16 protein-coding genes are annotated in these 15,616 nt (G+C 31.6%); 9 read left to right on the forward strand and 7 right to left on the reverse strand.

Going from position 1 to position 15,616, the window contains the following annotated elements; translation table 11 throughout:
* Positions 1-49: 49 nt before the first annotated feature.
* From sufC to Q0945_RS03475, 3 genes are all read right to left on the reverse strand, one after another.
* Positions 50-802 carry a Fe-S cluster assembly ATPase SufC gene (sufC, locus tag Q0945_RS03465; RefSeq protein WP_298485185.1) on the reverse strand — a complete coding sequence of 251 codons (753 nt, stop codon included), beginning with the start codon at positions 800-802 and terminating at the stop codon, positions 50-52.
* Positions 803-872: 70 nt separating this feature from the next.
* Entirely contained in the window at positions 873-2,318 is a 1,446-nt protein-coding gene (gene sufB, locus Q0945_RS03470; RefSeq protein ID WP_299430809.1) for a Fe-S cluster assembly protein SufB, read from the reverse strand.
* A gap of 82 nt (positions 2,319-2,400) precedes the next feature.
* A complete protein-coding gene (locus Q0945_RS03475) occupies positions 2,401-2,730 on the reverse strand; it encodes an iron-sulfur cluster assembly accessory protein (RefSeq protein ID WP_299430811.1) in 330 nt (109 codons plus the stop codon).
* A gap of 168 nt (positions 2,731-2,898) precedes the next feature.
* Here Q0945_RS03475 and thiL point away from each other — a divergent pair, with 168 nt between their 5' ends.
* Positions 2,899-3,948, forward strand: a complete 1,050-nt coding sequence (gene thiL / locus Q0945_RS03480) for a thiamine-phosphate kinase (protein WP_299430813.1) — start codon at positions 2,899-2,901, stop codon at positions 3,946-3,948.
* Between the two features lies 1 nt (position 3,949).
* On the opposite strand, the gene Q0945_RS03485 is transcribed toward thiL, so the two are convergent.
* From Q0945_RS03485 to Q0945_RS03500, 4 genes are all read right to left on the reverse strand, one after another.
* Positions 3,950-4,171: a hypothetical protein gene (locus Q0945_RS03485; RefSeq protein WP_299430815.1), complete on the reverse strand. Its 222-nt coding sequence runs from the start codon at positions 4,169-4,171 to the stop codon at positions 3,950-3,952.
* 321 nt (positions 4,172-4,492) lie between these two features.
* On the reverse strand, positions 4,493-5,074 hold the full coding sequence (locus Q0945_RS03490) for a tRNA-(ms[2]io[6]A)-hydroxylase (RefSeq protein ID WP_299430817.1): 582 nt from the start codon (positions 5,072-5,074) through the stop codon (positions 4,493-4,495).
* Between the two features lie 53 nt (positions 5,075-5,127).
* The gene (locus Q0945_RS03495; RefSeq protein ID WP_299430819.1) at positions 5,128-6,420 is read right to left on the reverse strand and encodes an aminopeptidase P N-terminal domain-containing protein; all 1,293 of its coding nucleotides are present in this window, start codon (positions 6,418-6,420) and stop codon (positions 5,128-5,130) included.
* 156 nt (positions 6,421-6,576) lie between these two features.
* Positions 6,577-6,900: a hypothetical protein gene (locus Q0945_RS03500; RefSeq protein WP_299430821.1), complete on the reverse strand. Its 324-nt coding sequence runs from the start codon at positions 6,898-6,900 to the stop codon at positions 6,577-6,579.
* Positions 6,901-7,083: 183 nt separating this feature from the next.
* Here Q0945_RS03500 and Q0945_RS03505 point away from each other — a divergent pair, with 183 nt between their 5' ends.
* The 8 genes from Q0945_RS03505 to Q0945_RS03540 all read left to right on the forward strand — a co-directional run bounded on the left by Q0945_RS03505 (position 7,084) and on the right by Q0945_RS03540 (position 15,527).
* On the forward strand, positions 7,084-9,933 hold the full coding sequence (locus tag Q0945_RS03505) for a glycosyl hydrolase (protein WP_299430823.1): 2,850 nt from the start codon (positions 7,084-7,086) through the stop codon (positions 9,931-9,933).
* A gap of 20 nt (positions 9,934-9,953) precedes the next feature.
* The gene (locus Q0945_RS03510) at positions 9,954-10,292 is read left to right on the forward strand and encodes a cupin domain-containing protein (RefSeq protein ID WP_299430825.1); all 339 of its coding nucleotides are present in this window, start codon (positions 9,954-9,956) and stop codon (positions 10,290-10,292) included.
* 41 nt (positions 10,293-10,333) lie between these two features.
* Positions 10,334-11,305, forward strand: a complete 972-nt coding sequence (locus Q0945_RS03515) for a ThuA domain-containing protein (RefSeq protein WP_299430827.1) — start codon at positions 10,334-10,336, stop codon at positions 11,303-11,305.
* A gap of 3 nt (positions 11,306-11,308) precedes the next feature.
* A complete protein-coding gene (locus tag Q0945_RS03520) occupies positions 11,309-11,698 on the forward strand; it encodes a DUF2721 domain-containing protein (protein WP_299430829.1) in 390 nt (129 codons plus the stop codon).
* A gap of 126 nt (positions 11,699-11,824) precedes the next feature.
* Entirely contained in the window at positions 11,825-12,208 is a 384-nt protein-coding gene (locus Q0945_RS03525) for a BlaI/MecI/CopY family transcriptional regulator (RefSeq protein ID WP_299430831.1), read from the forward strand.
* Complete coding sequence (locus Q0945_RS03530; protein WP_299430833.1) at positions 12,201-13,526, forward strand: peptidoglycan DD-metalloendopeptidase family protein; 1,326 nt, start codon at positions 12,201-12,203, stop codon at positions 13,524-13,526. Before Q0945_RS03525 ends, Q0945_RS03530 begins: the two co-directional genes overlap by 8 nt.
* 115 nt (positions 13,527-13,641) lie before the next feature.
* Positions 13,642-14,538 (forward strand): polysaccharide deacetylase family protein, encoded by an 897-nt coding sequence (locus Q0945_RS03535; RefSeq protein WP_299430835.1) that lies wholly within the window; start codon positions 13,642-13,644, stop codon positions 14,536-14,538.
* A gap of 203 nt (positions 14,539-14,741) precedes the next feature.
* Positions 14,742-15,527, forward strand: a complete 786-nt coding sequence (locus Q0945_RS03540) for a M23 family metallopeptidase (RefSeq protein WP_299430837.1) — start codon at positions 14,742-14,744, stop codon at positions 15,525-15,527.
* The last annotated feature ends 89 nt before the right edge of the window (positions 15,528-15,616 follow it).

Genomic DNA, 15,616 nt, shown 5'->3' on the forward strand with positions numbered 1-15,616 from the left:
TATTAAGTAATTAGTATTAAGCTCTGAGACTTATTACTTTGTACTCCTGTTAAACTGTAGCTTCATTTTTAAGCCAATCGTAACCTTTTTCTTCTAACTCTAATGCTAGTTCTTTTCCTCCAGATTTTACTATTTTACCATTATGTAAAACATGTACAAAATCTGGCACTATATAATCTAACAAACGTTGGTAGTGTGTAATTACTAATACCGCGTTGTCTTTACTCTTAAGCTTATTAACTCCGTTAGCAACAATACGTAAAGCATCTATATCTAAACCAGAATCTGTTTCATCTAAAATAGCTAGTTTAGGTTCTAACATTGCCATCTGGAAAATTTCATTACGTTTTTTCTCTCCACCCGAAAAACCTTCGTTTAAAGAACGTGATAAGAACTTACGGTCTATTTCTAAAAGTTCTGATTTTTCTCTAATTAACTTTAGCATGTCTTTCGCAGGCATTTCTTCTAATCCCTTTGCTTTTCTAGACTCGTTAATAGCCGTTTTCATAAAGTTAGTTACAGAAACTCCAGGAATTTCTACAGGATATTGAAAAGATAAAAACACCCCTTTGTGCGCTCTTTCTTCTGGAGAAACTTCATCTAAATCCTCACCATCTAATTCTACAGAACCATCAGTAACTTCAAAATTCTCTTTTCCAGCGATTACAGATGCTAAGGTACTTTTTCCAGAACCATTAGGGCCCATTATTGCATGAACCTCCCCTGCTTTCATCTCCAAATTAATTCCTTTTAAAATTTCCTTATCCTCTACTTGTGCGTGTAGATTATTAATTTTTAACATTGTCTTCTACTTTAAATATTCTGGTGCCTTTGGCAATTTTATTTTTTTATGCAGTATATAATCTTATTGACTACCCTACAGAACCTTCTAAACTAATCTCTAATAATTTTTGAGCTTCTACAGCAAACTCCATTGGTAATTTATTTAATACTTCTTTACTAAAACCATTTACAATAAGTGCAATAGCTTTTTCTGTATCTATTCCCCTTTGGTTACAATAGAAAATTTGGTCTTCACCAATTTTACTTGTAGTAGCCTCATGCTCTATCATTGCCGATTTATTTTTTGCTTCTATATACGGAAAAGTATGTGCGCCACATTCATTACCCATTAGTAAAGAATCGCACTGCGAGAAGTTTCTAGCGTTTTCTGCTCTAGAACCTACTTGTACTAAACCACGATAGCTATTCTGAGATTTTCCTGCAGAAATACCTTTAGAGATAATAGTACTCTTTGTGTTTTTTCCAAGGTGAATCATTTTTGTACCTGTATCTGCTTGTTGGTAATTATTTGTTACAGCTATAGAATAAAATTCTCCGATGGAGTTGTCTCCTTTTAAGATACAAGAAGGATATTTCCATGTTACCGCAGAACCAGTTTCTACTTGCGTCCAAGATATTTTTGAGTTTTTCTCACAAATACCTCTTTTAGTTACAAAATTGTAAACCCCTCCTTTGCCTTCTGCATTACCAGGGAACCAGTTTTGTACCGTTGAGTATTTTATCTCTGCATCATCTAAAGCAATAAGCTCTACCACTGCTGCGTGTAATTGGTTTTCATCTCTGGATGGTGCTGTACAACCTTCTAAATAACTTACATAACTACTTTCATCGGCAATTACTAAAGTTCTTTCGAACTGTCCTGTACCACCTTCATTAATTCTAAAATAAGTAGATAATTCCATTGGACATTTTACGCCTTTTGGAATATAACAGAAAGAACCATCTGTAAATACCGCAGAATTTAAAGCTGCATAAAAATTATCTGTTTTAGGAACTACAGTTCCCATATATTTTTTAACTAATTCTGGATGTTCTTGTATAGCTTCAGAAATTGGCATAAAAATAATACCCTTTTCTGCAAGAGTCTTTTTAAATGTAGTTGCTACAGAAACAGAATCTACAACAATATCTACCGCAACATTTTGCAACTTCTTTTGCTCATCTACTGAAATTCCAAGTTTACGATACATTTCTAATAAATCTGGATCCACATCGTCCAACGTCTTATTAGGGTCTGCTGCTTTTGGTGCAGAATAGTAACTTATTGCCTGAAAATCTGGTTTCTCATAATTTACATTTGCCCACTCTGGCTCTTCCATTTTTTCCCAAACACGAAAAGCATCTAAACGCCAATCTGTCATCCACTGTGGTTCGTTCTTCTTTTTAGAAATAGCACGAACTATATCTTCATTAAGACCTTTTGGAAAAGTATCCGACTCAATATCTGTATAAAAACCATATTCATATTCTTTGGTTTCTAACTCTTTTTTTAATTCCTCTTCTGTATATGCCATAAGCCCCATTTAATCCCCCAAAGGGAGAATTGAACTAATTAATATTATTATCTATAAAACTATAAAGTTTTAGTAAGTTGTTTTATAATGAAAAACTCTCACCACAACCGCATGTTCTCTGTGCGTTGGGATTATTAAACACAAAACCTTTTCCATTTAGACCTCCCGAATACTCTAATGTAGTACCTACTAGGTATAAAAAGCTTTTTTTATCTACTACAATACGTACATCATTGTCTTCAAAAACCTTATCGGTTTCACTAACTTTATTGTCAAAATCTAATTCATAAGACAAACCGCTACAACCTCCACTTTTTACACCAACGCGCACATAGTCCTTAGTAGCATCAAAACCTCCTTCGGTCATTAAGCCTACAACTCTCTTTTTTGCTGTTTCCGATACTTGAATCATAGTTAACTGGATTAAATCTAAATAGTTTACAAATATATGTTATAAGTAGGATTTTTTGCTATAAACTTACATTAATATAACTCATATAGTTATAAGTTTTCTTTATGTAACAACATCTAACCCAATAGAAACTATGGTTCTTAATTCTAGGATCCTTATTTTTGCAATATGCTAGAAGACAAGAATCAGGAAAGAACATCTTTAGAAAGTTTAGGAGAATTTGGATTAATTAACCATTTAACTAAGAATTTTAAAATAACTAAGACCTCAACTATAAAAGGTATTGGCGACGATGCTGCTGTATTAGATTTTAAAGATAAAAAAGTAGTTATTTCTACAGATTTATTAGTAGAAAATGTGCATTTTGACCTTAGCTACATGCCTCTTAAGCATTTAGGTTATAAGGCTGTAATGGTAAATCTATCAGATATTTATGCCATGAATGCTAAAGCAACTCAAATCACTGTTTCTATTGCTGTTTCTAATAGATTTCCTTTAGAAGCATTAGAAGAATTATACGCAGGAATAAAAACTGCTACGGATAAATATAAAGTAGATTTAATTGGTGGGGATACTACCTCATCTACCAAAGGTATGTTAATTAGTATTACTGCTATTGGGGAAGCTAATGAAGAAGATATTGTATATAGAAACGGTGCTAAACCAAAAGATTTACTAGTTGTTACCGGCGATTTAGGTGGTGCTTATATGGGGTTACAAGTTTTAGAAAGAGAAAAGGAAGTTTTTAAAGTAAACCCTAATAACCAACCAGATTTAGAGCCTTACTCTTATATTGTTGAAAGACAATTAAAACCAGAAGCTCGTAAAGATATTCCGGAATTACTAAAAGAGTTAGGTGTACACCCAACTTCTATGATAGATATTAGTGACGGTCTTTCCTCTGAAATTTTGCATTTGTGTGAAAATAGTAAGGTTGGGATAAACTTATATGAAGATAAAATTCCGTTAGATCCAACCGTAATTTCTACTTGTGAAGAGTTTAATTTAGATGGTACTACAGTTGCCTTAAGTGGTGGTGAAGATTATGAATTATTGTTCACTATAGACCAAAAAGAATTCCCAAAAATTAAGGGCAATCCTAACTTTTCTGTCGTGGGGCATACGACAGAAGAGAATGAAGGTGCTTTCTTAATCTCTAGGAATAATTCTAAAATTCCGATAACCGCTCAGGGCTGGAATTCGCTCGCCAAAGCATAGGTTAAGCTACTTGCTTTGCAGCAGCCCTGTGTCTTTTCTGATAAATATCCTCAAGGGTTTTATTTATATCCTGTAATTCTGGTGTTAAAGCAGATAAATTTCCACTAACATCTGTTGTAACCTCTCTACCGCAATGAATGCATTTGTATTCCTTAATGTGTGAAGTAACTTTTTTAGACACAGCGTAGTGGTGTCCAAAAATACTGCATATGTATTTCTTCATAATGTAGGTTTTTTTAGGGGTATTTATACGATTTGGGAACCTATAAATACAAAGTTCTTAATTTGGTTAATGGTGTTAAAAAATGCTTTTTAAAACATTATGAAGAGATAACGACATAACCCTGTTTTTTATTGGCAAAAACAAATAAATTTCTTTTTTTTTCGATTAAAAACACAAAATTCGATGAACTGCTCTTTTTGTATCGATGAATGACACTTTTTTAAATCATTGAAAAACAAAATAATAAGATTAACTAAAGTAAAAAAGAATTAGACCTAAAGTTATTTTAGGTATTATTAATAAATAATGGGTAAGGGAGTATTACCCATGAATAGATTCTGATTTGCCATAGTTTTTAATTATTTCTCCTTCCTTTTCTAAAAGGTTTTTCCATTGCTTATCTACATCAATACCTTCTCCATATTTACGAGCAAAGCCTAGAAATGTTTTGTAATGTCCAGCTTCACTAATCATTAACTCACGATAAAACTTAGAGAGTTCTTCGTCTTTTATATTATCGGAAAGAACTTTAAAGCGTTCGCAACTGCGTGCTTCTATCATAGCAGAAAACAATAGTCTGTTTATTAGAGCTTGCTGCCTGCTTCCTCCTTTCATTTGTACTTTAAAAAGCTCATTCACGTAACTATCTTTTCTTTCTCTTCCTAATTTATAACCGCGTTTTTTTATAATTGTATGAACCATCTGAAAGTGTTCCAATTCTTCTTGCGCCAACGCTAATAAATCTGTTACTAAATCTTCGTGTTCAGAATTTAAAGAAATAATAGTAATTGCATTGGTTGCTGCTTTTTGCTCGCACCACGCATGGTCTGTTAATATTTCTTCAATATTACTTTCCACTAAGTTTGCCCAACGCGGGTCTGTTGCTAATTTTAAACCAAGCATAATTATAACTTTAAAACTGTTGTATAAATCTAAAAGATATTTATCTTAATGTATTAACTATTCATTAATGTTTCTATCTCATCAACCTCTATAGGAATATTTGCCATAAGATTAAAAGGCGCTCCTTTTTCCTGAATAACTACATCATCCTCTATACGAATACCCATTTTTTCTTCCGGAATATAAATACCAGGCTCTACTGTAAAAACCATATTGGCTTTCATTGGAGTTTTTAATGCTCCATAATCGTGGGTATTTAAACCTATATGATGACTAGTTCCATGCATAAAGTACTTTTTATATGCCGGCCAATTTTTATCTTCATTCTGTACATCGGCTTTATCTAATAAACCAAGACCTAACAACTCTGAGGTCATTATTTTTCCACATTCCTTATGGTATTCTGCCCAAATTGTTCCTGGAGCCAACATTGCTGTTGCTTCATTTTTAACTCTTAGAACTGCTTCATATACTGCTTTTTGTCTTGGAGTAAATTTTCCATTAATAGGAATTGTACGTGTTAAATCGGAAGAATAATTAGCATATTCTGCAGCAACATCCATTAAAATTAAATCGCCATCTTTACATTGCTTATTATTTTCTATGTAATGTAAAACATTTGCATTATTACCACCTGCTATTATTGGCGTATATGCAAAACCCTTAGAACGGTTACAAATAAACTCATGAAGTAGCTCTGCCTCTATCTCATATTCCCAAACACCAGGCTTAATAAAACCTAGTAAACGACGAAATCCTTTTTCTGTAATATTACAAGCTGTTTGCATTAGCACAATTTCCTCTGGTTCTTTTACCCCCCTAATTTCTTGTAAAATAGGATTGCTTTTAGCATACAGGTGCGCAGGAAATTGTTGCTTGCATTTAAGTATAAAACGGTCTTCTCTTGTTTGCGTTTCTACTGCTTGGCGATAATGCTCATTGGTGTTAAAATAAACAGTATCTGCCTCAGTCATTAAATCAAAAAACACTTTGTCAAAATCTGAAAGCCAATAAACTGTTTGTATTCCTGAAACTTCTGTTGCTTTTTCTTTGGTTAGTTTTTCACCTTCCCAAATAGCAATATGTTCATTAGTTTCTCTTACAAATAATACTTCTCTCTGGTCTTTATTTAAAGCATCTGGAAATAATACTAATATAGTCTCTTCTTGATCCGCTCCAGATAAATAAAAAATATCTCTATGCTGTTCAAACGGTAATGTACTATCTGCGCTAACAGGATAAACGTCATTAGAATTAAAAACGGCAATACTATTAGGCTTCATTTTCGCCATAAATTTTTTGCGGTTTTTTATAAAAAGACTATTAGATATTTGTTCATATTTCATACTTTAAACTTTCAAAGTTAGAGGTAAGCCTCGGAAAAATTTATATCTCGATTATCGAGTAAAATTAACAAATCTATTTGGTAACCTATGTATACAAAACAAAAAAAGGAGCTTACATACATAAGCTCCTTCCGGTTTAAATATTGGTCGTGTTTATTATTTTGACATCATATTTTTTATAATTCCAAATATTGCCATAATTACCCCTCCACCAACGCCTCCGCCAGCTACATTTCCTAAGATACTCGATAAATCTATACCTCCAGCAGCATCAACTGCTGCAGATGTATCAATTCCAGAAGCGGCTCCCGCTCCTAAACCCAGCATTCCTAATAATTGTCCTCCTAAACCTCCTCCTAAAATACCAGCAATGCTATTTCCTGCTGTACCTAAAGATAAGTTTTTAAACAATTTTCCTGCGACATTACCTCCAATGGCGCCAGTTACTAGTTGAATAATTAATGGTAAATACTCTTCCATAATAATATAGTTTGTTGATTATATGGCAATAAATTAACGAAAAAATTATTAAACTAACAATTTAATACCATATTAAATACTGATTTACAACTACATAAGGAAATATATGGTGAAATTTTAAATTTTACCACTACAAAAGATATTCCTAACTTCCCTTTTTAAACCATAGCAGTTTATACTTAAATGAAAATATGCCTTCACATTTTAATCCTTAGTTTTTGTTTTTATTCTTTTGCTCAAAACACAAATAGCGCATCAGAAAAAATTAATAAAGACTTATTAAAGAAAAATGAACTAAAAAACACCTCATTAGTAAAAAATATAGTACTCAAAAATATAGGTCCATCTATAATGAGCGGTCGTGTTGTAGATATTGATGTTAATGAAAAAAAACCAACAGAGTTTTATGTAGCATATGCTTCAGGTGGTCTTTGGTACACCAACAATAATGGCACCTCTTTTACACCATTAATGGATGATTCTAATACACAAAACATTGGTGATATTGCTGTAGACTGGAAAAATGGTACTATTTGGGTTGGTACTGGGGAGAATAACTCTTCTAGGTCTTCTTATGCAGGTATTGGCATATTAAAATCTACAGATCAGGGAAAAACCTGGATAAATACTGGTTTAAATGACACCCACCATATTGGTAGAATACTAATTAACCCTAATAACCCTAATGAAGTACTTATTGGAGCAACTGGTCATTTATACACTCCTAATGAAGAAAGAGGTATTTACAAAACTATAGACGGGGGAAAAACTTGGACAAAAACACTTCATATAAATACCAACACTGGAATTATTGATTTGGCTTACGCTCCAAATAACTTTAATATAGTATATGCTTCTGCATGGCAAAAAGATAGAAAAGGGTGGAATTTTACTAGTAGTGGTAAAGGTTCTGCTATTTACAAAAGTATAAACGCTGGAGAAACTTGGGAAAAGATTACTTCTACAGAAAATGGATTTCCAACTGGTGACGGTGTTGGTAGAATAGGACTTGCTGCTTTTAATGACAGTATTGTTTATGCTGTTCTTGATAATCAATATAGAAGAAAAACAGAAAGTAATACCATTAAAAAAACAGACAAATTGGACAAAGAGGTTTTTAAAACCATGACTAATGAAGAGTTCTTAAGTCTTGATAATAAAAAACTAAACTCTTTTCTTAAAACAAATGGGTTTCAAGAAAAATATAGAGCAGAGAACCTAAAACAAATGGTAAGAAGCGGTCTTAAAAAACCTGCAGATATTACAACCTATTTAGAAAATGCAAATTCTTTATTATTTAACACTCCCGTAATTGGTGCCGAAGTATACTTTACTGAAAATGGAGGAGAAACATGGCTTAAAAAAAATGAAGATTTTATTGACGATTTATACTATAGTTACGGGTATTATTTTGGAGAAATTAGGGTAAACCCTACCAATAAAGACAAAATTTATATTACTGGTGTTCCTTTATTATTTTCTGAAAATAATGGGGAAACGTTTTCTAACCTACAAGGGAAAAATGTGCATGCAGACCACCAAGCATTATGGATAAACCCAAATCTAGAAGGACACATAATTAGTGGTAATGATGGTGGTTTAAACATCTCTTATGATAATGGTAAAAACTGGACAAAATTAAACACCAACAATGTAGGGCAGTTTTACGCCATAAATGTAGACAACCAAGAACCATATCATGTTTATGGTGGGTTACAGGATAACGGTGTTTGGCATGGCCCACATAATGCTCCTATAAGTACTAAATGGCATCAAACAGGAAAGTACCCTTGGAAGTCTTTAATAGGAGGCGATGGTATGCAAATAGAAATTGACAGTAGAAATCACAACATAGTTTATACCGGATATCAATTTGGAAACTACTATAGAATAAATAAAAGTTCTGGTAAAAAAACATATATACAGCCAAAACATGAGTTAGGAGAAAAACCATATAGATTTAATTGGCAAACCCCTATTTTATTATCTAAACACAACCAAGACATACTTTACTTAGGTAGTAATAAATTACATAGATCTTTAAACCAAGGGACTTCATGGGAAACTATTTCTAACGATCTAACCTTAGGAAGCAAAAAAGGGAATGTAGCTTATGGTACACTTACAACAATTTCTGAATCTCCTTTTAAATTTGGTGTATTATACACTGGTAGTGATGATGGTCTTGTTCAAATTTCTAAAGACGGAGGAAGTAGCTGGAAAATCTTATCAGATAGTTTACCAAAAAACTTATGGGTAAGCAGAGTTCATGCTTCTAAGCATAAAAAAGAAAGAGTTTACCTTACTCTAAATGGGTATAGGAATGACGATTTTACATCTTATATTTATTGCAGTAATGATTATGGAAATACTTGGAAAAACATTATGAACAATATGCCTAATTCTCCAGTAAATGTACTTATAGAAGACCCTGAGAATGAGAATTTATTATTTGTTGGGACAGACAATGGTTTATACACCTCATTTAACAGAGGAAGCTCCTGGGAAGTTATGCAAAACGGTTTACCTAATGTAGCTGTACATGATTTAGTTATACAAGAAGAAGCTAAACATTTATTAATTGGCACACACGGAAGAAGTATTTATAAAGCAAACATTAAACCGTTACAAGAAACTACAGAGGATATTCTACAAAAAGACTTAAATATATTTAAAATCAAATCTATTAGGCATTCTAAAAACTGGGGGAATGCATGGAGTTCATGGAGCAAACCAGAAACACCTGGTATAGATATTGTTTTTTACACCAATAGCGAAAATCTATACACTGCAAAGATTATTTCTAAAGATAAAACTATTGTAAGCCAAACCAAAATAGAATCGGACAAAGGGTTTAATATCCTTTCCTTTGATGTTACATTCTCTATCGAAGGAAAATTGAATTTTGAAAAAAATAATAACAACAAATTAGAAACTGCTAAAAACGGAAAAACATATCTTCCAAAAGGCATTTACACCGTTCTATTAGAAAGTAAAACTGTTAAAAAAGAAACTACTTTTACAATTGAATAAATCTCTAATATATCTTAATTATGAAACTTGTAAAAACTAAAGAATTGCCAGAAGTAGGAGTTTCTCATAATGCTGAAATAAAAAAAAAGGTTTTTATAGAACGAGGAGAGATTCCACAATTAATGATGTTTGGATCTGCTACTTTTAAACCCGGACAAGCGGTAGAATTGCATAAACACGATACCATGTTTGAAGTTTTTCAGATTGTAAGTGGTAAAGTGCAATTTATAGTAAATAACAACACTATAGTTTTATCTAAAGGGGATTGTATTACTATTGAACCTGGAGAATTACATGCACAAAGCAATCCTTTTAAAGAAGATGTTCATTGGAACTACTTTGGGATTGCTACCGATTAAATAGTTACAATTTTTATACTATCTTTCTAAAAAAAACACCAATGCACTTTCTTAAAAAAATATTTTTCATACTTCTTTTAGTTTCAACTACAGTTATTGGCCAAACTATAGAACAGCCCAAAATAAAAGCTTTACTTATTGATGGTCAGAACAATCATGGACAATGGCCCAAAATAAGCTATATGTTAAAAAAATACATGGTAGATACAAAGTTGTTTTCTGTAAATTTAGACAGAACAGCTTATACTTGGAAAGGAGAAAAATATATTAAAGAATACGCTTTAAATAACAAACATACAGAGGCATTAAAAGAACCAAAAAAAGACCCCGACTATGCCCCCAACTTTTCTGATTACGATTTAGTTATTTGCAATTTTGGATGGAAAGCTGCCTATTGGCCAGAAAAAACCCAAAAAGCTTTTGAAAAATTTATAGAAAATGGTGGTGGTTTAGTGGTTTTTCATGCGGCAGATAATTCTTTTCCAGAATGGTTAGCATACAACAAAATGATTGGTTTAGGTGGTTGGGGAAATCGTAGCGAAAAAGATGGTCCCTATGTATATTATGACGAAAAAGGCAAATTAATAAGAGATACATCCGTCGGAAGTGCTGGTGCTCATGGTCCGCAAAGTGAATATCAAATTCAAATAAGAGATAAAAAACACCCAATTACAAAAGGTTTACCAAAAACTTGGTTGCATACAAAAGATGAACTATACAATAGCTTAAGAGGTCCTGCAGAAAATATGACGGTTATAGCTACTGCTTATTCCGAGAAAGAAAATAAAGGGTCTGGACGTCATGAGCCAGCTTTAATGACATTAGAATATGGCAAGGGGCGTATTTTTCATAGTATTATGGGGCATGCAGATTATTCTGTACAATGCGTTGGTTTTATAACCACATTTTTAAGAGGAGCAGAGTGGGCAGCTACAGGAAAAGTTACACAAAAAATTCCTAAAGATTTTCCAAAAAAAAATGAAACAAGTAGCAGACCATTTATTAAATTATAAACAATGGAACTTACTTTAAGTATTCCTGCACTATTATTCCCTGCAATATCTTTAACAATGCTAGCCTATAATGCTAGGTATTTAGCAATTGCAGCTTTAATTAGGCAATTACATCAAAAATTTAAAGAGACAGAGTCCTCTACTATAGAACTACAAGTAAAGCAATTAAGAAAACGCTTATCTATTATAAAAAACATGCAAGCAATTGCTATTATAAGTTTTTTACTTGCAGTAATAACCATGTTTTTAATATACATTAAAAGCACTTTGGCTGCGAATGTTGCATTTGGAATTAGCCTGTTTGCCTTAATGATTTCTTTAAGTCTAAGTTTAATAGAAGTACAACTTTCTACTAAAGCACTTTCTATTCAATTAGAAGATATTAGCAAATAAAAAATAATAGCTAAATGATTCGTTATTTTTTATAAAACCACTAATAAGTTAAACCTATACAACTATATTTATAGTTTTATTACTATATTTATAGTCATAACTAAAAATTAATGATATATTTGCATTATGAATGAGTTAACTAAAGCGGAAGAACAAGTAATGCAATATGCTTGGAAACTTGAAAAAGCATTCCTAAAAGATATTGTAGAACAGTTTCCTGAACCAAAACCAGCATATACTACTATATCAACTGTTGTTAGGGTTTTAGTGAAAAAAAAATACTTACAATTTAATACCTACGGTAAAATTAGACAATATTATCCAACCGTTTCAAAGGATACTTATTTTAAAAGGCATATGAAACATGTTATTGGGAATTTTTTTAGTGGTTCTCCTAGTAAGTTTGCTTTATTTTTTGCAAATAATGAAGATTTAAATCTTACTGAATTGGAAAAAATGAAATTGATGCTCGAAGATAAAATTGAAAAATTAAAAGAAAAAAATGACTAATATGATTCTTTGCCTTATACAAATGGCTTCTGTTTTTTCAGTTTTATATCTTTTATACATCTTATTTTTAAATACACTAACTTTTCATAATGTAAATAGATTGGTGCTATTACTACTTCCAATTGTTTCTATTATAATTCCATTTTCAGAATATTTATTTCCTACCCTTTCTTCAAACATTATAGAAATTCCTTTATTTGAAAAGGTAACATTTGATACTATTCATAAGCAACTACAAACTATAGAGCAGCCGTTAAGGGAGGCTTCTTTTAATTACTCTGTTTTATTAGTATTTATATATTGGTTGGTATTTACAATATATTTTATTAGAATTATTTTCCATATAAGGCAACTATTTATTTTACGGAAAAAATCTATAATTCAACAAAAGAAAGGCTATCAATTAGTTGCTGCTAATGTGTCTGATATTTTCTCATACTTCAATTGGATCTTTATTCCTAAGCACAAAATTGAGCAATACAATCCAGAAATTATAGAGCATGAAAAGGTCCATATTCAGTTGAAACATTCTTGGGATGTTATTTTTTCTGAAATTTATATTGCCTTCTTTTGGTTTAATCCGTTAACTTATTTTTATAGAAAGTCTTTAAAATCAGTACACGAATTCCAAGCAGATAATCGCGTACTTCAAAACGGTGCTAGAACTTCTAAATATATACAACTGTTATTACAAGGCGTTGAGATTCATCAAAAAACAAATAATTTTTATAATTATTTTAATCAATCTATTCTAAAAAAAAGAGTAATTATGATGACCAAGCCTAAATCAAACCATATGTTAAAGATTACATATATTTTGCTTTTACCAGTTTGTACATTTCTAACTTCTGCATTTACATCTCCAATGGTTGATAGTAGCGTGTATCTAGATATATTAGAAGATTCAACAATTATAAGTAAACCTATTTCTTTATTCCCGGTACAAAAAGAGACGGTAGAGAATATAACTACATTTTTTGGAGTAATGGGGAAGCATTCTAACAAAAAAAATGTAGTTCATGGCGGGATAGATATTAGAGGAAAAAGTGGCACCCCTATTTTGGCGACTGCAGATGGAATTGTTAACAAAGCTGCTATGGTAGGTGATTGGGGAAATCTAATTATTATAACCCATGCTGATGGATACGAAACTTGGTACGCGCATTTAAAAGGGTTTAATATTATTGAAAACCAATCTGTTAAAAAAGGAGATATTATTGGATATCTTGGTAATAGTGGTAAATCAAAAGAGTCTCATTTACATTATGAAATTAAATATAATGGAAAACGCCTAAATCCTATAAACTATCTAAAATAAAACGTTTCTATTAGCTAACAACTTACCTTAATTTTTTATAGTCTTTTAACCAAAATTAGTTCTCTTTTTAAATAGAACAGGCTGCCTATAGCCTAAACATTTATAAAACATACAAATGAAAAAAATAATTACACTACTATTACTAATACCTCTAAGTTCTTTTTCTCAATCCAAAATCAGTTTTACTTTTGATGATGGTTCCTTACGTGATAAACCTAACCATACCTTAGACCAATGGAACAGTATGTTATTACAAAAATTGAGAGATGCTCGGGTAGAAGCTATGTTTTTTGTTAGCGGAGAAGGTAAAACTGGATATAAAGGAAAACAATTACTAAAAAGTTGGAATAATGATGGTCATAAAATTGCAAACCATACATTTAACCATTTAAACTACAACAATAAAACCCATACATTCGAGGCATTTAAAGATGATTTTATTAAAAATGATACTATTATAAATACGTATTCGAATTATTGTAAGTTTTTTAGGTTTCCTTACTTAAAAGAAGGTAATACAGAAGAAAAGATAACTGCAGCAAAAGCTTTTTTAAAGGAACAAAATTATAGAAATGGATATGTTACCATTGATAATTCTGACTGGTACATTGAAAGTAGATTAGTGAAAAGGCTAAAAGACAATCCTAATGCCGATATAAGTGATTTTAAAACCTTCTATTTGAATCATATTTGGGAGCGTGCGCAATTCTACGAAAAACTGTCATTAAAAATAAACGGCAGACATATAAATCACAGCCTTTTATTACACCATAATTTGGCTGCAGCCCTTTTCATTGATGACCTTATAAACATGTTTATATCTAAAGGGTGGAAAATAGTGTCGGCATCTAATGCATATAAAGACCCCGTATACCTAACAGAAACGAAGTTTTCTGGTGAAAGCCTCATTTATGCACTAGCAAAAGATTCTGGCAAGTATGATACTATTTTGCGCGCTACTGGAGAAGATAGTAAATCTATAAAAATAGTAATGAATAAATTGGGTTTATAACCGCTAAAATCTTCCCTAGTTTTAATTCTCAAAATAATACAGTTATGTTCTTCAAAAAAATAGTTTCCATTATTATGAAACCTTTATGCCTGTACCTTTTTTTATTTTGTTTGTGTACTAATAGTTATGCACAGTATCGAGACAGTCTTAAAATTGATACTGTCGCTACTTATCATCTAAAAGAACAAGATACTGTAACACAAATGAAAACTATTAAAAAGGACAGTACATCAAATATATGGCTGACAGAGTTTTGGGATACATCTACCTATGACCCATATAAGAAAGAAATAAAAAAACACCCTTTTTATATTGTTTTTACAGATAGTGTTTACGCTTCCCCAATTGAACGTAAAAAAGTAATTACGTCTCGTTACGGCTGGCGCAATAGAAGACCACATAAAGGCATTGATATAGATTTAATTACTGGCGATAATGTTTTAGCCATGCTAGATGGAAAAGTCCGCTACGTAGGTTCTCAAGCGGGACACGGGAAATTAGTTATCATTCGTCATTTTAATGGTTTAGAAACGGTATATGCACATTTGTCTAAACAACTGGTAAAAATAAACGATATGGTTTCTAAAGGTCAAACTATAGGTAAAGGCGGAACAACAGGAAACGCCAGAGGGAGTCATTTACATCTTGAAGTAAGTTTTAAAGGCATGTATATATATCCTGAATATCTATTTGATTTTGGAGAAAAAAATAGAATTCGCTCTCAAAATATATGGGTGACCAAAAATTGGGTAACACCACACTTTCATAATTCTAAAAGACAAAGTCTCATTTCAATTTGCGATACTTATGAAGAAGCTTTACAAAGTGAAAAAAAACAGCAACAAATATATGTTATTAGGCAAGGAGATACACTTTCAGAAATATCAAAAAAGTATCATGTTTCTATAAGTTCAATATGCAAAAATAATGCTATTAAAAAAACGAGTACACTTAGAATTGGTCAAAAATTAATACTAATTAAAAACTAGTTAAGATAATACTTTGCAGACACATTTTGCCTCCACTTCTCTACTCTCCATGCCATTATTAAATCTTTTTAATACGTACTCAAAAAACT

Source organism: uncultured Maribacter sp. (genome assembly GCF_947500405.1).
Taxonomy (GTDB): Bacteria; Bacteroidota; Bacteroidia; order Flavobacteriales; family Flavobacteriaceae; genus Maribacter_B.